The sequence below is a fragment of the Sphaerimonospora sp. CA-214678 genome (assembly GCF_050942215.1).
In the GTDB taxonomy this organism is placed as follows: Bacteria; Actinomycetota; Actinomycetes; order Streptosporangiales; family Streptosporangiaceae; genus Sphaerimonospora.
The window spans coordinates 2,641,117-2,658,904 of record NZ_CP192056.1 but is presented as its reverse complement, the minus strand read 5'-3'; the positions used below and the strand labels follow the sequence as shown (position 1 = coordinate 2,658,904).

The following is a 17,788-nucleotide window of genomic DNA, read 5'->3' as shown; positions in this document are numbered from 1 at the left end:
TCGGGCTAGACGATCATATGGATGTGCTGCCGGGACCCATGGAAAAGGGGCCCTCATGGCTGATTGGCCGGGGCCCCTGTCCGTGTGACGGCTTCAGTCAGCCCGCGTTCTCCGAGCGTCGTTCCCTGCGCTGCTGCTGTTTGAACATCAGGACCCGCAGCGGAATGGCGGAGACGATCGCGATCTGCATGGTCGCACCCACCGTGATCAGCCGGTCGCCGCCGTCCAGGCCCGACGCCCAGATCGTCAGGCAGGCCACGTTGATCAGCATCCAGCCGAGGACCACGGCCGCGAGATTGCCCTTCGGCTTGGGGTATTCGATCCGGCTGACCATCAGCCAGGCCACCGCGACGATGCCCGCGATCGTGAGGTAACCGGGCTGGAAGAGCAGCACGATCGAGACCACCGTCATCGCGCCCATCGGAATCGGCAGCCCCATGAAGTCGCCGCTCTTCGTCTTGACGCAGGCGAACCTGGCCAGCCGTACGACACCGGCGAGCAGGACGGAGGCGGCCGCGCACAGCACGAGCCACAGCGGGAGGCGGCCGGAGAAGCCCGCCCAGATCACCACCATGAACGCGGGCGCGAACCCGAAGCTGATCACGTCGGCGAGGTTGTCCAGCTCGGCGCCCATGGCGGAGGCGCGGAACCTCCGGGCGACGAGGCCGTCGAACAGGTCGCAGGTCGCCCCGATGAGCAGCAGGACCACGGCGGTGCCGAAGAACCGGGGGTCGGGCTCGAACTTTCCGCTGGACTGCATCAGATCGCTTATCGCCGACCAGGCGAGCACGCATACCGCGAGGAAACCGCTGAGCGCGTTGCCGAGCGACAGGGAGTCGGCCGCCGACAGGCGGAACGCCTTGCCCACGGGTCCTCGCGGTTCGTCGGCCGCCGCCTCGTCGGCGGTCAGCCCCTCCACCGGCCAGTTCGCGCCGGCGCCGAGATCAGGCGTGGTCAAGGCGTGTCACCCCCGCCACGGTCTTCTGACCGACGGTGACCGCGGGCGTCACTCCCTCGGGGAGGTAGACGTCCACCCGGGAGCCGAAGCGGATCAGCCCGATCCGCTCGCCCTGGGTCACCTTCGCCCCGGCCGCGAGGTACGGCACGATGCGGCGGGCGACGGCCCCCGCGATCTGCACGACCTCGAGGTCGCCGAGCGCGGTGTCGAAGTGCCAGACCACCCGCTCGTTCTTGTCGCTGTCCTTGTTGAAGGCCGGGACGAAGCCGCCGGGAACGTGTTCGACGGAGGTGACGGCGCCGGCCGCGGGCGCCCGGTTGACGTGGACGTTCAGCGGGCTCATGAAGATCGCCACCCTGGTACGCCCGTCCGGCCAGGGGTCGATGCTCTGCACGACGCCGTCGGCGGGCGAGATGAGTCGCCCCGCCCCCGGCACGCGTTCAGGATCGCGGAAGAACCACAGCATCCCGCCGGTGAGCGCGGTGAGCGGTACGGCCGCCAGGGCCCATTTGGGCGACCTGCGGGTGAGCAGGGTGGTGACGGCCGCGGCCGCGACGGTCGGCGCGAGCCAGGGGGACACCCCTCGCGCGAGCCGGACCCGACCCCGGGAGCTGGGCAACGATTCGTTGGACACAGGGAACCTTTGAACTCTTTTCACGACATGGACCGGTCTGCAGGTTAACGAGCGATAGTACCGATCCGGCCGTCATCGCACGGCACAACGAGAGAAGCAAAACATCGCCGTTGCCCGTTTTGCTCGGGGATGTCCGTTAAATACATCCCTACCCTTGCGGCGCTTCCGCAGCGGGAGCGGCCGCCTTGCCCTTCCTCGCCTTGATCAGGCTCGCGACGGTCGTCACGGACATCGTGACCCCGATCACCGCCAATGACACCCAGATGGGGACCTCTGGCGCCCAGGGGACCCCGCTTCCGTGCAACGCTTCCAGGATCAGCTTGATTCCGATGAACCCGAGGATGAACGCGAGTCCGTAGCTGAGATAGACCAGCCGCTGCAGCAGCCCGCCCAGCAGGAAGTAGAGCTGGCGCAGCCCCATCAGGGCGAAGGCGTTGGCGGTGAAGACGATGAAGGGTTCCTTGGTCAGCCCGAAGATCGCCGGGATCGAGTCGAGCGCGAACAGCAGGTCGGTGGTGCCGATCGCGATCATCACGATGAGCATCGGGGTGACCATCCGCTTGCCGTCCACGCGCACGGTGACACGGGCGCCGACGTAGCCGGGCGTCGTCGGGAAGACGCGGCGCGCCCAGCGCAGGAGGATGTTCTCCTTGAAGTCGTCCTCGTCCTTGTTGTGGTCGCGGACGAGGGTGTAGGCCGTCCAGACGAGGAAGATCCCGAAGACGTAGAACAACCAGCTGAACCTGGCGAGCGCCACGGCGCCGATCGCTATGAAGATCCCACGCATCACGAGCGCGAGCATGATGCCGACCAGCAGGACCTTGTGCTGGTACGGCCGCGGCACCGCGAACCGCGACATGATCAGGTAGAAGACGAACAGGTTGTCGATGCTGAGGCTGTACTCGGTGATGTATCCGGCGAAGAACTCTCCCCCGACACGTCCCCCGGCCCAGACCACTAAGCCGATGCCGAAAAGCACGGCCAGGAAGACGTAGAAACCCACCCAGATTCCGGCCTGCCGTACGGAGAACTCCCGGGGTTCGCCGCGATCGACGATCCACAGATCGACGGCGACCACGAGCAGCAGTCCAACGATGACGGCGGCCCAAGCCCACAGCGGGACCATCACAACACTCAACCTCCGGCGCGCGCTGAACACACTGCCGGAGGTCTCTCCCGCCCGCAGCGTGCGGACCGACAGCCCCGGGCGCATACGCCGTGATGACGGAACTGTCGCGAAGGGATACTCCCCCCCAACGCGTTCAGTATAGGGATCAGGGTTACTCTGACCTAATCCAGTCGATCCTCTCCTCTCCGGCTTACTCCTGCCACGGGCCGTAGGCCTCCAGAACGGAGCGAAGCGCCTCGGCCTCACCCGGCAGTTCCCGGCCGCGGCGGGCGGACGCGCGAGCCAGACGGGCGGCCGACCCGGGGTCGCCGAGAAGCCCGGCGATCGCCGTGCGCAGCGCGACGGGGTCGCCAACGGGCACGAGAACCGCGGCGTCCCGCACCATGTCCGGAATGCCGCCCACCCTGGTGGCGACGATCGGTCTGCCCGCCCGCAGCGCCTCCTGGACGCCGAGCGGCTGCCCCTCCCACCGGCTCGGCACGACCACGGCCGCCGCCACCTGGAGCAGATCGGCCGGGGCGGCCCAGCCGTACAGGAGCACGGGCAGGCCCTCGGCGTCGATCCGGGCCTGGAGTTCCGGCCGGAGCGGTCCGTCACCGGCGACCACGAACAGCGGATCGCCGGGATAGGGCCCGGCCGCGGCGTCCAGCAGCGTCTCCAGTCCCTTCTGCTGAGCCAGCCTGGCGACCGTGAGGAGGACGGGCCGGTCGGCCGCGGATCCGCCGGCCCGGCGCGCGAGATCCGCCCTGACCTCGTCGGCGGACCTGGCCGGCTCGGCGAGGGGCGGCGCCGGCACGACGGCGGCCTCCACCCGCTCGGCTCCCCGGGCGCGCATCCGGTCGCCGAGGTCGGGTGAGACGACGAGCACGTGGTCGGCCCGCCGCGCGACGATCACCTCCAGGGCCCGGTAGACCGCGCCGACGGCGCCGCCGGCCGTGACGGCGTTGTGCAGGGTGACCACGAGCCGGGGACGGCTCCCGGCCCCGACTCCGGCCAGAGCGGTGAGGGCCCCCGCCCGCAGCCCGTGCGCGTGTACAGCGTCCGCGTCGCGGACGAGGGCGCGCAGCCGGGCGGCGGAGGCGAGATCATGCCGGGGATTCGGCCGGTCGGCGATCGGCACCTCGGCGAACCGCGCACCCGAGGCGGTGAAGCCGAACGCCTCCTCGGTGCTGCGCGGCCCGGCGACGATCACCGTGTGGCCGCGCCCGGCCAGCCCGGCCGCCAGCATGCGCACGTGCGCGCCCACGCCGCCCGCGCTCGTCCCGAGCACGAGCAGAATGCGCCTTCTGGGCTCTGTCATGGCTCCTCCTCGCCCTCCGCCGGAGCGGCCACCCGATCTCCCCGCGGGGCCCGGCCTGCCCGCCGGTCGAAACGCGCGAGCACGGCACCGAGTGTTCCGCGGTCCACCGCCACCACGGCCAGGGCGCCCGCCACGAGGGCCACGACCCCGCCGACACAGGCGAAGACCGCTCCGGCGACCCCGCTCCACGGCCCGCCGCCCACCGCCTGAGAACCCGCCAGGAAGGCGCAGCAGCCGCCCGCCACGGCAGCGAGGACCGCCCGGGGCAGCCCCTTCAGCGCCTCCCCGCCCCGCGCCCGCAGGACCGATCCCGCGAGCAGCACCCCGCCCACCGTCATGCCGGCCACCTGGCCGAGGGCCAGACCGCCCAGCTTCCAGTCGCCGGGGAAGGTCATGACGAACACCGCCTGGGCGACGAGGACGGCGAGCCAGCCGATCACCATGCCCCGGGCCGCCGCCCTGCCCTCTCCGGAGGCGTACAGGACGCGGCTCAGGTGGGCGATCAGCCCGTAGCCCACGAGTCCGGGCGCGAACAGCGCGATCGCGCGGGCGAACTGGGCCGTCGGGATGTCGCTGGCGGTCCCCGCGAGGAAGACGGACGCGACCGGCCCGGCGACGGCGGCGAGCACCCCCGCGGCCAGCCCGGAGATCAGCACGATGGCGCGGGCGGCCTGGGCGGACAGCGCGGCGAACCCGGCCCGGTCGTGGCCCTGCGCCCGGGCGGACAGCACGGGGAACGCGCTGGTGGCGATCGGCACCGCGAGCACGGCGTATGGCACCTGGTAGACGGCCCACGCGTACGTGTAGACGAGCAGGCCGCCGCTGCCGATCTCCCGGTTGGCCAGCGGGATCACGACGGCGGTCGCGGCCTGCTGGGCGACCAGCGCGCTGAGCCCGGCCAGCGCCAGCCGGCGCACCTGTACGGCCACGCCGTACGGAAAGCGGAGGGTGGGCCGCCACCGCAGGCCCAGCCGCGACGTGGGGCCGATCACGGTGACGGCCAGGGACAGCACGCCCAGCGTCGTCCCGATCGAGAGCGCGTACTCCGCCACGCCGGGCACCGTGGCAGGGTCGCGGTCGCCCCCGCTGAGCGGGTCGAAGGCCAGGTAGGCGGCGATGACCACGACGCTCGACACCAGCGGGGCCAACGCCGGCCCGGTGAACCGGCGGTGGGCCTGGAGCACCCCGTAGAGCACGACGGCCACGCCGTACAACGGGATCTGGGGGGCGAAGACGATCAGCATGCGGGTCGCGACGGCGACCACCTCGCCCGACACGCACTTGTCGACCTGGTCGCCCACCAGCAGCCGCGTGACCGGCCCGGCCGCGAGCGCGGTCAGCACGCCGACGGGGACCAGCAGCAGCACGACCCAGGTCAGCAGCGCCGAGGAGATCCGCCCCGCCTCCGCGCGTGCCTCCGCCGTCTCCCGGGCCGCCACCGCGGCGAGCACCGGGACCACCATCCCGGCCAGCGCGCCGCCGGCCACGACCTCGAACACGACGTTCGGCACCATGTTGGCCGTGGCGTAGGCCGTGCCCAGGCAGTTGGTGCCCACGGCACGGGCGAGCGCGAGCTGCTTGGCGAAGCCGGTGACGCGGGCGAGGATCGTGATGGCGCCGATCAGGACGGCCGCCCCGGCGATGCCCCTGCCCACCCGTCCGGTCAGGCCGGCGCGTACGGCCATCAGCTCTCGACGGGACGGCGGCCCAGCATGTCGAGGCGGTTCAGCACCCGGTTGCCCGCGATCACCCTGGTGAAGCTGATCTTCTCGGAGGCGAGTGTCAGGGCGGCGACCGCGCCGAGGGCCGTGAGCCGTCCTGCCCGGCCGAGCCGGGTGGTGGCGGCGAGGCCGAGCAGCGCGCCGAGCGCGTTCGCCCCGGCGTCGCCGAGCATGGCCCGCTCCCCCAGGTCCTCGGGCAGCAGCGCAGCCGCCGCGCCCAGCGGGATCGCGGCGAGCACGGCCGCGCCGCGGCGGCGCGACGTCAGCGAGGCGGCCAGCAGCGGAACCCCGGCGATCAGGCCGGCCTTCACGGCCCGTCCCGGCCGCAGGTCGAACAGGTTGGCCAGATTCGCGCTGCCCGCGATAAGGGCGCCGTCGGCGAGCGTGTCGAGCGTGCGCACCACGGGGCGGCCGGCCTGCGTCCGGCCCGGGGACAGGGCGGCCGCGGCCAGCCCGGTGACGCCGATGCCGAGGATCTTCACCGCGCCGCTCGTGACCTCGCCGCGCCTCAGGGCGCTCAGGTGCCCCTTGAAACCCTTGGTGGTCGCCGTGCCGAACACGTCGTCGTACGCGCCGAGGATCCCGCTGCCCGTCCCGGCCAGCAGGGCGGCGGCCCGGACACGGCCCGGCAGTCCCGGGGTCAGCGCGACCGCCGCGCCGGCGCCCGCCACCAGGGCCGGCCCCTCGAGCAGGGTGACCGGCTCCCCCCGGTGGTTGGTCCGGGTCCAGTACCGCTCGGCGGTCTTCTCGTCACGCCGCGCCGGCAGGGGCGGCCTCCGTTTGAAGGCGGCATAGGCGATGCGGGCGGCCACGGCGCCCAGCGCGGCGCCGGCGGCCGCGCCCAGCAGCGCACCCGCGGCGCCGCCTGCACGGGCGGCCGATGAGGAACGGTTCGCCACGACTTCTTCCTCTTCTCAGGGGTTGTCACGGGTCGTCACGGAGACACGCCCGCGACCTGGTCAACCGCGCGTGCCCGCCGGGCTCGGCTTCGGACCGGGACTCTGACTGGCGGCCGGTGTCACACCGGCGGCGGGCCCTGAGCCGGGGGCGGGCTCGAACGCCGCGACGCCGGGGCCGATGCCGTACGCGCCGGACCCGCCGCCGAGCTGCTCCCGCAGAGCGTAGACCACCACGACCCGGCCCGCTGCGAGATCGGCGGTGTCCACGGTCGACACGTTCGACGCGGCCTCTCCGCTGTCGTGCAGCGCCGCGATCACGCCACCCGCGCCGGAGGCGCTCACGCTGCCGGCGAGCACCGTGCCGAGGGCCGCCGAGTCGAGCCCGGCGGCCACCGAGACGATGGCCGCCGTCTCCCGCTCGGCGTCCTCGCCCTCGTACGGCTGGGCCGGCGCGAGCACGATCGCCAGCGTGGCCCGCTGGGCGGGGTTCCCGCTCTTGATCAGGAAGTCGCCCTTCTCGAACGCGTCCAGCACACCGGCCGCCGCCGGGTCGGGCTGCCCCGCCTCGGCCGGGTCGGTGGTCACGACCGCGCTCGCGAGCAGCGCCGCCGCCTTGTCGTACGGCGTGGCGCCGTCGGGGAAGCCGGTGCCCGCTGCGGCGAGCGAGCCGGCCAGGCCGTCCACCACGCCCGCCTGGTCCTTGGCCGTGAACTTGTCGGTCAGGCTGATCCGGCCGGTGAAGACCGCCCCGGCATCGGCCAGGAGCTGCTGGAAGGGGTCGCGCAGGGCGGCCGGAGCGCCCGGGGCCTCGACGAGCACGACGTGCTCTCCGGCGAGCGCGGCGCGGACGAGTTCCTCGGTGTGCGCGGTGACGAGCGCGTCGTTGCCCTCCTCCCGAGCCTGCAGGTCCGAGATCTGCGCGAGGTATTTCTCGTTGTTCTGCCGCAGCGTCGCGGTCAGCTCCTCCGTGGATTTATAGAACGTGGGTTCGAGAACCGTGCTGCCCAGCACGATTCCGACCGTCAGCGCCAGGAAAATGGCCACGATGGAGACGAGGTGATAGCGGAAATCGATCACGAGAAGAGTCCGACCAACCAGAAGACGAAGCCGTTCCAGGCGACCCGCAGGGCGTTCAGCCACACCTGCCCGATCGGCGAGACCGACAGTACGACGCCGATGGTGACCAATGTCGTGGCGACCAGCAGCAGCAGCGAGGAGGTGGAGATCCGGCTCCGGTAGAGCCGGCTGACGCCCTTGGCGTCGACGAGCTTGCTGCCCACACGCAACCGGGTGAGGAACGTGCTCGCCATGCCGGATCTCCCCTTGTCGAGGAACTCGTCGAGGGTCCAGTGCGTGCCGACCGCGACGATGAGCGACGCCCCCTTGTCGTCGGCGAGCAGCATCGCGATGTCCTCACTCGTGCCGGTGGCGGGGAAAACGACGGCGTTCTGCCCCAGCCGGTGCACGCGCTCCAGGCCAGGGGCGCGGCCGTCGGAGTAGGCGTGGACGACGAGTTCCGCGCCGCAGCACAGCGCCTTCTCCGAGACAGAGTCGAAGTCTCCGATGATCATATCCGGGAGGTAGCCCGCGTCGAGCAGCGCGTCGGCGCCCCCGTCGACGCCGATCAGAACCGGGCGGTACTCCCTGATGTACGGCCGCAGCGTCGCGATGTCCTCCCGGTAGTGGTAGCCCCGCACCACGATGAGGACGTGCCGGTCCTCCATGACCGTACGGACATCGGGGACGCCCACGCCGTCGATGAGCAGGTCGCGCTCGCGCCTGACGTACTCCATGGTGTTGGCGGCGAACGCCTCGATCTGCACCGCCAGACCGGCCCTGGCCTCGGTCATCGCGGCGTCGATCGTCTCGGCGGTCTGCTCCTGGCCCTTGCCGACCAGCTCGTCGCCGAGGTAGACCATCCCGTCGTGCAGACGGATGACGTCGCCCTCGGCGACCCGCTCCAGCAGTTCGGGAGAGGCGTTGTCGACCAGCGGGATGCCGGACTCCACCAGGATCCGCGGCCCCATGTTGGGGTAGCGCCCGCTGATGCTCGCCGCGATGTTGATCACGGCTGCCGGAGCGCATGCCGCGAGCGCCTCCCCGCTCACCCGGTCGATGTCGACGTGGTCGATGATCGCGATCTCGCCGGCCTGGAGGCGCTTGGTCAGCCTCTTGGTCCGTCTGTCGATTCTCGCCACTGCCGTCACCCCGGGAAGGCCGTCGGCCTTCCTGCGGCGGAGGCCCGGAACGTTCAAGCTCGGGACCTTCATCAACAACCATCCTGCCAGATGACGGCGGTGGGCATGGCGGCTCACCCCGGAGCGTGTCATTTTCGCCACAAGTTGTTAAGACTTCTGTCGGCCGTCGGCGGCCTTCTCCCACGCCGCCTTGTCGGCGGCGGCGATGGACAGCAACTCCGCCGCGTGCGCCCGGCCGAGCTCCGAGTCCTCCAGCCCGGCGAGCATCCGCGACAGCTCCCGGGCGCGGCCCTCCTGATCGAGCGCCACGACGCCGCTGCGCACCACCCGGCCGTCCCCCGCCTTCTCCACCACCAGGTGCTGATCGGCGAAGGCCGCGACCTGCGGCAGGTGCGTGACCACGATGACCTGGGCGGTCCTGGCCAGCTTGGCCAGCCGTCTGCCGATCTCGACGGCGGCCTTGCCGCCGACACCCGCGTCGACCTCGTCGAAGACGAACGTCGGCACCGGATCGGCGCCGGCGAAGACCACCTCGATCGCGAGCATGACGCGGCTCAGCTCACCCCCCGACGCCCCCTTGGTCAGCGGCAGCGCGGGCGCACCCGGGTGCGGAGCCAGGCGGATCTCCACCTCGTCCACGCCGTGCGGGCCGAACCCGCCGCCCTCGGTGATCGCCACACTCACCCTGGCGTGCGGCATGGCCAGCGCGGCCAGCTCCTCGGTCACCGCCGCGCCGAAGCGCTCGGCCGCGCCGCCGCGGATGGCCGTGAGCTCGGCGGCCAGCTCGCCGAGCCGTTCCGTCAGCGCCGTGTGCTCCCGCCTCAGCTCATCGATCCGCTCGTCGTCCCCGTCGAGCTCGGCGAGCCTCGCGGCGGCCTGCCGGGCCCAGGCCAGCACCGCCGAAGCGTCCGCGCCGTACTTGCGGGTCAGCCCGGTCAGCAGCGACCTGCGCTCCTGTACGGCGGCCAGCCGCGCGGGGTCGGCCTCGACGGACTCGGCGTAGGCCGCCAGCTCGGTCGCGATGTCCGAGAGCAGATAGCCCGCCTCGGCCAGCCGGTCGGCGAGGCCGGCGAGCACGGAGTCGAAGTCGCGCACCGTCTCGATCGCCGAGCGCGCCTGGCCCACCAGCGACACCGCGTCGTACACGCCCTGCTCGCCGGACATGGGGTCGCCGAGAAGGGCGCCGTGCGCGGTGACGGCGGCGGTGCGCAGCGCGTCCGCGTGGGAGAGCCGGTCGGCCTCCTCCCTCAGCTCGGCGTCCTCCCCTTCCCTCGGCTCGGCCTTCTCGATCTCCGTCAGGCCGAACCGCAGCACGTCGGCCTCCTGGGCCCGCTCCCTGGCCCGCGCGGTCAGCTCGCCGAGCAGCTCCCCGACCTTCCTGTGGCGCTTGTACGCCTGCTCGTAGGCGCGCAGCGGTTTGACGAGCTCGTCGCCCGCGTAGCGGTCGAGGGCCGCACGCTGGCGGCCCGGCTGGAGCAGCCGCTGCTGGTCCATCTGGCCGTGCACGGCGACCAGGTCGTCGGCGATGAACGTGAGGGTGCCCACCGGGACCGAGCGGCCGCCGAGCCAGGCGCGGGATCGGCCCTCGGACGACACGGTCCTGGAGATGATGAGCGTGCCGTCCTCGACCTCGCCGCCGACGTCGGCGACCTGCCGGGCCACCCGGCCGTCCGGCTCGACGACGAGCGTCCCCTCGATCGTGGCCCGGTCGGCCCCGGGCCGGACCCTCGCCGGGTCGGCCCGGCCGCCGAACAGCAGGCCGAGCCCGGTCACCACCATCGTCTTGCCCGCGCCCGTCTCCCCGGTGACGACGGTGAACCCCGGTGACAGCTCCAGGACAGCCTCGTCGATCACGCCGAGCCCCCGGATGCGGACCTCCTCGACCCTTGGCCGCACTGGTCCCTCCCGATTCGCCGACCGTACTGAGTCGTCTCCCTAAGTGCCCACGAGATCCTACGCGCTATACGTCAAGATTTTCGATGAGTGCGCGGTCAGTGTGGACGGGAACGGCCCCGCCAGCCCTCCACCGGCAACTCGAACTTGGCGACCAGACGGTCGGTGAACGGCGCGCCCGTGGTCTCCACGCCGAGCAGGCGCGCGAGCCGTACGGGCACGGCCGACCGGCGGACCTCCACCCGGGCCGCCGGCGGGACGTCGAAGCGGCGGCGGCCGTCGCACCACAGGACCCCGGGGCCGGTGCCGGGGACGATCTCGACAGCGAGCGTGGACCGCGGCGAGACCACCATCGGCCGGGCGAACAGCGCGTGCGCGCTGTTGGGCACCAGCAGCAGCGCCTCCACCTCCGGCCAGACGACGGGACCGCCGGCGGAGAACGCGTAGGCGGTCGACCCGGTCGGCGTCGCGCAGATCACCCCGTCGCAGCCCCACCGCGACAGCGGCCGCCCGTCGATCTCGGCCACCACCTCCAGCATGCGGTCCACCTTCTCGACCGACGCCTCGTTGAGCGCCCACGTCTCGGCGATGACCGAGCCGTTGAGCCGGGCGATGACGTCGATGGTCATCCGCTCCTCGACGTCGTAGCGTCCCTCGACCACGCGGTCGACGGCGGCGGCGAGGTCCTCCACCTCGGCCTCGGCGAGAAAGCCCACGTGCCCGAGGTTGACACCGAGCAGCGGCACACCCAGGGGACGGGCCAGCTCAGCGGCGCGCAGCAGTGTCCCGTCGCCGCCCAGCACGATGATCATCTCGACCTCGTCGAGCGCCGCCGGGCCATCCGGGACCACCTCGGCGCCGGTGCAGCCGATCTCGTCCGCCTCGCAGTCGAGCACCCGCACGTTCAGCCCCGCGTCGATCAGCCGGTCGATCACCAGCCTGGCGCTCTCGACCGCGGCCGGCCGGCCCGTATGGGCCGTAACGAGAACCATCCGCTTGGTGTTCACCGTCGGATCGGTGTTCACCGTTCGCCTGGTGTTCACGCGTCGCTCACCGAGGTCCCTCCGCCACCGCCCGCTCGATGGCCGCCGTCAGATCGGGGACCGGCTTGTGCTCCGATCCCTTCCCAAGCCACAGGAGATATTCCACGTTCCCGGATGGTCCGGGCAGGGGGCTCGCCGTGACGCCCTTCACGGTCAGCCCCAGGGTCCGGGCCGCCGCCGCGACATCGGCGACCGCCCCGGCCCGCAGCAGCGGATCGCGGACCACGCCGCCCGGCCCGACCCGCTCCCTGCCCACCTCGAACTGCGGTTTGACCAGCAGGGCGAACTCCGCCGTCTCCGCCGCGCAGGCCGCCAGAGCGGGCAGGACCAGGCGCAGCGAGATGAACGACAGGTCGCCCACGATCAGCGTCGGCGGCTCCCCCACCATGTCAGGGGTCAGGTCGCGGACGTTCACCCGTTCCATCACCGTCACCCGCTCGTCGGTGCGCAGGGACCAGGCGAGCTGGCCGTACCCGACGTCCACGGCGAGCACGTGGGCCGCGCCGTGCCTGAGCAGCACATCGGTGAAGCCGCCGGTGGACGCGCCCGCGTCCAGGCACCGCCGGCCCGCCACCGTGAGCCCCTCGAACGCCTTCAGCGCGCCGAGGAGCTTGTGGGCGCCCCGTGACACGTAGTCCGGTCCCTCGGAGGTCTCCGCGACCACGATCGCGATGGCGGTGTCGACCTGCGTCGCGGGCTTGCCGGCCGGGCGGCCCGCCACCGAGACCCGGCCGGCCCTGATGAGGCCGGCCGCCTGCTCGCGTGACCTGGCGAGCCCGCGGCGTACGAGCTCGCTGTCCAGTCTCATCCGCCTGGTCACGACCGCACGTCCGCTGTCGCGTCCGGGCCGGGGGCAGGGTCGTCCACCGACGCGAGCACGGCCTCGAGACCGGTGAGCACCTCTTCGAAGATAGCGACGTGCCCCGCCACCGGCGTGCCGCCGAGCCGGTCGATGGGCGACATCACCGGATCCACGCCGCCGGCGAACGGAGGGCGCTCCGGCCCGGCACCGCCGATCTCGGTCATCGATCCCCTCCACGAAGCGGACGGGCGAGGCGCGCCGTGTCCGCCGGCATCGCGGTGTTCGCCGCCCTCCTGGTTCGCCTCGACGTTATCGGACGCCGACGAGGGCCGCGCCGTCTCCTGCCACATATTGGAGCCCCATCTCGTCTTTGGCACTTCCTTGATTTCGCACAACGCTCACGTGGAAAGCTACCGTCGGTGGTAGCGGACAGTCGTGTCCGGGGAAGGCCCTCTGAAGGTCCGTGAAGAGAAAGGACAGCGCATGGCGACCGTCGAGGAATGTCGGGCGGCGCTGGAAAAGCTCATCGAGCAGTTCGCCGAGATAAGCGCGAAGGATCGAGCCAAACACGTGGTGGAGCGCAGGCTGGCCTGCCGGATCTCCGACCTCGGCGTCACCTTCTACAGCCGGATCCACCCGGAGGGACTCGACCCGTTCAAGGAGGTCCCGCCGGAGGACGGCCGACCGGCGGAGGTGAAGCTCACCCTCGGCAGCGCGGACCTGGTCTCCATGGTGAACGGCGAACTCGACATGGCCCGCGCCCTCTTCTGCGGGCGCGTCAAGATCGACGCCAGCCTCGGCGACCTGCTCCGTCTCCGCAAACTCCTCTGACGCGGCCCCCTCACCTCCCCCATGGTGATCTTGCGAATACTCGCACGTCGAGCCGGGACCAGGTCTTTCACATCCGTGATCTTGCACTTTCTCGCAGGCATCCGCCCTGAGCAGCGAAGACACCGTTCGTGATCTTGCAGTCGCAAGTGCATGATCAGCTAACGCATCCATGCAGGTCAGGTGGCCCGACTGCGAGTATCTGCAAGATCACGGATGTGATTCGCGCAGCTCACGGGGATGACGTGCGAGAAAGTGCAAGATCACGGGCGGGGTCAGGTGTCGATGGCGGACAGGACGGGCTTGACGGCGTCCTCGTCGGCCCGGCCGTCCCCGGCCATCGCCCAGGCGGCCGCGCATGCGGCGCGCAACCCGTCCACGCGATCCCCCCGGCCATCGCGAGGAGCGGCGAGCACCAGCTGTCCGTCCTCCCACGAAGCCTCCCAGCCGCGGCAGCTCCAGCCCGTGTCGCTCCGCCGCACCGGCGGCGCGGGCTCGTGCAAACCGGACAGGCCGGCGCAGATGTACGTGGGGCGATGGCGGGGGCCCGCCGTGAGCGCGTCGAGCGGTCCGGCCACCCCGGTCAGCACGAGCAGGCTGTCCACTCCGGCCCGGTTGGCTCCCTCGATGTCGGTGTCGAGCCGGTCTCCGACGACCAGCGGGCGCCGCGATCCCGTACGGATCATCGACTCACGGTGCAGCGGCGGCTCCGGTTTGCCGGCCACCACCGGTTCGACGCCGGTCGCCGTGGCGATCACCCGGGACATCGCGCCGTTGCCCGGCAGCTGGCCCCGGCCGGTGGGCATCGTCGTGTCGGCGTTGGCCGCCACGAACCACGCGCCCTGCCGTACCGCCAGCGCGCCCTCCGACAGCAGGCTGTACGACACGCCTTCCCACATGCCCTGGACCACGGCGGCGGGTGCGTCCCGAGCCGTGGTCACCGGCCGCAGTCCGTGTGATCGTACGGCCAGGCGCAGGCCCATGCCGCCGACGACCAGCACGGCCGAACCCGGGGGAACCCGCTCGGCCACCAGCCGGGCGGCCGCCTGAGCGGACGTCACGACGTCCTCCCGCTCCGCCGGAACCCCGAGATGACGCAGGTGCTGCGCGATCGCGCCCGGCGTCCTGGAGGCGTTGTTGGTCACGAAGGCGAGCCGCACCCCGAGGTCACGGGCGGCCGTCAGCGCCTCGGGGGCGCCCTCGACGGCATGCCTGCCGAGATAGACCACCCCGTCGAGATCGAGCAGGAGCGTGTCGTAGGCGCCGACCAGCGCCGGCCCGCGCGACCGCTCCCCCTCGTCGTTCCCGACGCCGCCGTTCTGCGGGCCGATCACCGGGGCGGTCATGCGTGCCTCGCCCGGAGCGTCGCGCGGACCTGTTTCAGCGCCGAGACGTAGTGGCGCAGGTCGGGCCGCATCGCCACGGCCACGGCGAGCGGTTCCTGCGCGCCCTCCACGTCACCGGTACGCCACCGGGCCATGCCCAGGCCGTAGTAGGCGTAGTCTTCCACGGGGTTGGCGTCGACGATCCACTGGAAACTGCCGGCGGCCTCGATGTAGCGGCGGGAGTTGAACTGGGCCCGGGCGAGCGCCTCGCGGATGCTGCACGACTCCGGCTCCGCCTGCGCGGCCCGCTCGAGCAGCGCGGCGGCCGCGGCGGGACTGCCCTCGCGCAGCAGTCTCGTCCCCCGCGTGAACCACTCGTAGACGTCTCCCGACGGGGCACCGCGATCGGAGAACTCCGACGCCCCGTTTCTTCCCTGGGTCATTGGGTATGGCCTCCTGTGGTCTTACTTAATCGACATCCGGGCACCGCCGCGTTCGGTCGTCCGGTCCTTATGGCAACATGCCCGATATGGAGATTTCTGAACGGGCGGGACTGGTGCTACGTCCGTTCCGCGGCGTGCGCTACGGGGTGGACGATCTGGCCGCCGTCACCTCCCCGCCGTACGATCTCGTCTCTCCGGACGACGCCCGGGACTTGCTCCGCCGTCATCCGAACAACGTGGTGCGGCTGATCCTTCCCGGCATCAGTCATTATGGGGAGGCGCGGGACGAACTGCTCGAGTGGCTCGACACCGGCGTGCTGGCCGTGGACGACCTGCCGGGGCTGTACGTGTACGAGCAGAGCGGGGTCGGTTTCCTGCAGCGGGGCCTGATCGGCGCGGTGGGCATCGGATCGAGGTCGGTGCTGCCGCACGAGAACGTGATGCCCGGGCCGGTCGCCGACCGCCTGGCGCTGATGCGGGCCACCCAGGCGAACCTGGAGCCGATCTTCCTGGTGTACGAGGGCGGCGGCACGGCCTCCCGGCTGGTCGACGACGTGGCGACCCAGCATTTCCCCCTGGTCGACGTACGGACCCACGACGGCGTGCACCACAGGCTGTGGGAGGTCACCGATCCCGTCGAGATCGCCGCCGTAGCCGAGGACCTGCGGGACCGGCAGGCGCTCATCGCCGACGGCCACCACCGTTACGCCACCTACGAGGCGCTGCGCAGGGACCACCCGGGACCCGGGCCGTGGGACTACGGGCTCGCCTACCTGGTGGACTCGACCGCCTACCCGCCCGAGCTCAGGCCGATCCACCGGGTGATCCCCGGACTGTCCCTGGAAGAGGCCGTGACCCGGGCCAAGGGCGCGGGGCAGGTCCACGAGTTCACCTCGCTCGAAGACGCCCTGGCCGGGCTCGCCACGGCCTCGGGACCGGCGTTCGTGCTGGCCGGGGAGGGACCGCCGCATCTGCTGACCGACCCCGACCCGCTGCAGGTCAACCACGCCATGCCGGCCGAGCACTCGGCTCGGTGGAAGTCGCTCGACACCTCCATCCTCACCATGTTCCTGCTGCCGAAGGTCTGGGGCATCGACGACACCGAGCAGACGGTGCTGGTCGTGCACCACGACGCGCAGGCCGCCGTACGGCTCGCGCGCAGCCTGGGCGGAACGGCCGTGGTGCTCAATCCGCTGGCGACCGACGACGTGCTGGAGGTGGCGGCCCAGGGTGAACGGGTGCCGCGCAAGTCCACCTCGTTCGGCCCCAAACCGCGCACCGGCCTGGTTCTGCGCATGTTCGCGATGGACTGACCGTTCCCGGGACCGATACCGACCGTCCCGGCGGCCCGTGCCCTGCGGTGATCAGGGCGGGAGGCCGTTTTGACCCTCGCTCGGTACGGCGATCACGATGGAACGGTGAACAAGCCACCTGCCGGTACGCCCTCGTCGTCCCCTGACCGAGACATGGTGCCGGGCATCCGGGACGTCGCGGCGGCGGCCGGCGTGTCCAGGCAGACCGTGTCCCGTGTGCTGAACGCCTCGCCGAACGTGAGCGCCGAGACACGGCGGACGGTCATGGCGGTGATCGAGCGACTGAGGTACCGGCCCAACCGCGCCGCCCGGGCTCTGGGGACAGGGCGGACATGGGCGGTGACGGTGGTGACCCACGACACGATGCTGTACGGCTATGCCGCGACGCTGCAGGGCATCGAGGAGGCCGCCCGGGTGGAGGGCCTGGCCGTCGGGGTTCGGGTGGTCGAGTCCGACCGCGAGGCCGATGTGCGTAACGCCACCGACTACGTCAGCGATCCGAGCGCCGGCGGAGTGATCGTGATCGCCTTCGACGCGGCCGGCCTCGCGGTGCTGCGGGCGCTTCCCGGCTCGCTGCCCGCGGCCGCCGCGATCGAGCCCGGGATGCCGGATGTGGGGCGGCCGGCGATCTGCCTGGACGAGCGGCATGCCTCGGCGGAGGCGACTCGGCACCTGCTCGAGCTGGGGCATCGGACGGTCCATCATGTGGCGATCCCCTCCGAGTCGGAGCACAGCGGGCGTCAGGCGGGCTGGCGCCGCGCGCTGGGCGAGGCCGGGGCCGTCATCCCGCCCGTGCTGGCGGCGGGCTGGGACGTGCGCTCGGCGTACGAGGCCGGCCGGGTCCTGGCCGCCGACCCGGAGGTGACGGCGATCCTGTGCGGCAACGACGACATCGCCCTGGCGGTGCGCCGCGCGTTGTACGAGGCGGGTAAGGACGTGCCGGGCGACGTGAGCATCGTGGGCTTCGACGGCGTGCCGGGCTCGCAGTACTGGACTCCGGCGCTCACGACGGTGGAGATGGACTTCGTCGGGCTGGGCCGCACCACCGTGGCGGCGATGCTGGCCGAACTGTCCGGTGCGCCCCAGCCCGCGGTGTCACTGACGCCGCCGCGGCTGGTGGTGCGGGAGTCGACGGCACCCCCTCCCGTGTGGCGGGCGGCCACCCGTCCCTCCCGCTGAACATTTACAACAAGGTAACAGGATCTTCCTTATCGTCGTGTGACCGGTCACACTCCTGCTAGGCGGATGTGACCGGTCACACATTCGAGCGTGGCCTCCTCACCGCTTCCCATGACTGCTTCT

General features: G+C 71.9%; 17 protein-coding genes. 3 read left to right on the top strand and 14 right to left on the bottom strand.

Annotated features, from left to right (window positions below; genetic code table 11):
• Positions 1-97: 97 nt before the first annotated feature.
• From pssA to ACQP1K_RS11900, 12 genes are all read right to left on the bottom strand, one after another.
• Positions 98-958 (bottom strand): CDP-diacylglycerol--serine O-phosphatidyltransferase, encoded by an 861-nt coding sequence (pssA, locus tag ACQP1K_RS11955; protein ID WP_433500945.1) that lies wholly within the window; start codon positions 956-958, stop codon positions 98-100.
• The gene (locus ACQP1K_RS11950) at positions 945-1,592 is read right to left on the bottom strand and encodes a phosphatidylserine decarboxylase (RefSeq protein WP_433500944.1); all 648 of its coding nucleotides are present in this window, start codon (positions 1,590-1,592) and stop codon (positions 945-947) included. Before ACQP1K_RS11950 ends, pssA begins: the two co-directional genes overlap by 14 nt.
• Positions 1,593-1,740: 148 nt before the next feature.
• Positions 1,741-2,721, bottom strand: a complete 981-nt coding sequence (locus ACQP1K_RS11945; RefSeq protein ID WP_433500943.1) for a TerC family protein — start codon at positions 2,719-2,721, stop codon at positions 1,741-1,743.
• Positions 2,722-2,911: 190 nt separating this feature from the next.
• The gene (locus tag ACQP1K_RS11940; protein ID WP_433500942.1) at positions 2,912-4,021 is read right to left on the bottom strand and encodes a glycosyltransferase; all 1,110 of its coding nucleotides are present in this window, start codon (positions 4,019-4,021) and stop codon (positions 2,912-2,914) included.
• Positions 4,018-5,706 (bottom strand): murein biosynthesis integral membrane protein MurJ, encoded by a 1,689-nt coding sequence (gene murJ, locus ACQP1K_RS11935; RefSeq protein WP_433500941.1) that lies wholly within the window; start codon positions 5,704-5,706, stop codon positions 4,018-4,020. The genes ACQP1K_RS11940 and murJ overlap by 4 nt, the downstream gene beginning before the upstream one ends.
• A complete protein-coding gene (locus ACQP1K_RS11930; protein WP_433500940.1) occupies positions 5,706-6,641 on the bottom strand; it encodes a hypothetical protein in 936 nt (311 codons plus the stop codon). Before ACQP1K_RS11930 ends, murJ begins: the two co-directional genes overlap by 1 nt.
• Before the next feature lie 60 nt (positions 6,642-6,701).
• Positions 6,702-7,718 (bottom strand): copper transporter, encoded by a 1,017-nt coding sequence (locus tag ACQP1K_RS11925; RefSeq protein ID WP_433500939.1) that lies wholly within the window; start codon positions 7,716-7,718, stop codon positions 6,702-6,704.
• The gene (gene steA / locus ACQP1K_RS11920) at positions 7,715-8,911 is read right to left on the bottom strand and encodes a putative cytokinetic ring protein SteA (RefSeq protein ID WP_433500938.1); all 1,197 of its coding nucleotides are present in this window, start codon (positions 8,909-8,911) and stop codon (positions 7,715-7,717) included. Before steA ends, ACQP1K_RS11925 begins: the two co-directional genes overlap by 4 nt.
• A gap of 75 nt (positions 8,912-8,986) precedes the next feature.
• Entirely contained in the window at positions 8,987-10,735 is a 1,749-nt protein-coding gene (recN, locus tag ACQP1K_RS11915) for a DNA repair protein RecN (protein ID WP_433500937.1), read from the bottom strand.
• Between the two features lie 95 nt (positions 10,736-10,830).
• Complete coding sequence (locus ACQP1K_RS11910) at positions 10,831-11,724, bottom strand: NAD kinase (RefSeq protein WP_433501542.1); 894 nt, start codon at positions 11,722-11,724, stop codon at positions 10,831-10,833.
• A gap of 58 nt (positions 11,725-11,782) precedes the next feature.
• On the bottom strand, positions 11,783-12,595 hold the full coding sequence (locus ACQP1K_RS11905; RefSeq protein ID WP_433500936.1) for a TlyA family RNA methyltransferase: 813 nt from the start codon (positions 12,593-12,595) through the stop codon (positions 11,783-11,785).
• On the bottom strand, positions 12,592-12,801 hold the full coding sequence (locus tag ACQP1K_RS11900; RefSeq protein WP_433500935.1) for a hypothetical protein: 210 nt from the start codon (positions 12,799-12,801) through the stop codon (positions 12,592-12,594). The genes ACQP1K_RS11905 and ACQP1K_RS11900 overlap by 4 nt, the downstream gene beginning before the upstream one ends.
• A gap of 259 nt (positions 12,802-13,060) precedes the next feature.
• Between ACQP1K_RS11900 and ACQP1K_RS11895 the strand changes: the two genes are divergently transcribed.
• The gene (locus tag ACQP1K_RS11895) at positions 13,061-13,408 is read left to right on the top strand and encodes an SCP2 sterol-binding domain-containing protein (RefSeq protein ID WP_433500934.1); all 348 of its coding nucleotides are present in this window, start codon (positions 13,061-13,063) and stop codon (positions 13,406-13,408) included.
• A 272-nt stretch (positions 13,409-13,680) separates the two neighbouring features.
• Here the strand turns inward: ACQP1K_RS11895 and ACQP1K_RS11890 are convergent, their stop codons facing one another.
• Positions 13,681-14,751 carry an HAD-IIA family hydrolase gene (locus ACQP1K_RS11890; protein WP_433500933.1) on the bottom strand — a complete coding sequence of 357 codons (1,071 nt, stop codon included), beginning with the start codon at positions 14,749-14,751 and terminating at the stop codon, positions 13,681-13,683.
• Positions 14,748-15,173, bottom strand: coding sequence for a tetratricopeptide repeat protein (locus tag ACQP1K_RS11885; protein ID WP_433500932.1), 426 nt, complete (start codon positions 15,171-15,173; stop codon positions 14,748-14,750). The genes ACQP1K_RS11890 and ACQP1K_RS11885 overlap by 4 nt, the downstream gene beginning before the upstream one ends.
• A gap of 86 nt (positions 15,174-15,259) precedes the next feature.
• On the opposite strand from ACQP1K_RS11885, the gene ACQP1K_RS11880 reads away from it, so the two are divergent.
• Positions 15,260-16,486, top strand: coding sequence for a DUF1015 family protein (locus ACQP1K_RS11880; RefSeq protein ID WP_433500931.1), 1,227 nt, complete (start codon positions 15,260-15,262; stop codon positions 16,484-16,486).
• A gap of 105 nt (positions 16,487-16,591) precedes the next feature.
• A complete protein-coding gene (locus ACQP1K_RS11875; protein ID WP_433500930.1) occupies positions 16,592-17,665 on the top strand; it encodes a LacI family DNA-binding transcriptional regulator in 1,074 nt (357 codons plus the stop codon).
• The last annotated feature ends 123 nt before the right edge of the window (positions 17,666-17,788 follow it).

What these genes read in the sequence shown, in the direction of transcription:
- steA (WP_433500938.1), bottom strand. Translation starts at nt 8,911, where the DNA reads ATGAAGGTCCCGAGCTTGAACGTTCCGGGCCTCCGCCGCAGGAAGGCC.
- murJ (WP_433500941.1), bottom strand. Translation starts at nt 5,706, where the DNA reads ATGGCCGTACGCGCCGGCCTGACCGGACGGGTGGGCAGGGGCATCGCC.
- ACQP1K_RS11890 (WP_433500933.1), bottom strand. Translation starts at nt 14,751, where the DNA reads ATGACCGCCCCGGTGATCGGCCCGCAGAACGGCGGCGTCGGGAACGAC.
- ACQP1K_RS11880 (WP_433500931.1), top strand. Translation starts at nt 15,260, where the DNA reads ATGGAGATTTCTGAACGGGCGGGACTGGTGCTACGTCCGTTCCGCGGC.
- ACQP1K_RS11895 (WP_433500934.1), top strand. Translation starts at nt 13,061, where the DNA reads ATGGCGACCGTCGAGGAATGTCGGGCGGCGCTGGAAAAGCTCATCGAG.
- ACQP1K_RS11940 (WP_433500942.1), bottom strand. Translation starts at nt 4,021, where the DNA reads ATGACAGAGCCCAGAAGGCGCATTCTGCTCGTGCTCGGGACGAGCGCG.
- ACQP1K_RS11910 (WP_433501542.1), bottom strand. Translation starts at nt 11,724, where the DNA reads ATGGTTCTCGTTACGGCCCATACGGGCCGGCCGGCCGCGGTCGAGAGC.
- ACQP1K_RS11900 (WP_433500935.1), bottom strand. Translation starts at nt 12,801, where the DNA reads ATGACCGAGATCGGCGGTGCCGGGCCGGAGCGCCCTCCGTTCGCCGGC.
- ACQP1K_RS11885 (WP_433500932.1), bottom strand. Translation starts at nt 15,173, where the DNA reads ATGACCCAGGGAAGAAACGGGGCGTCGGAGTTCTCCGATCGCGGTGCC.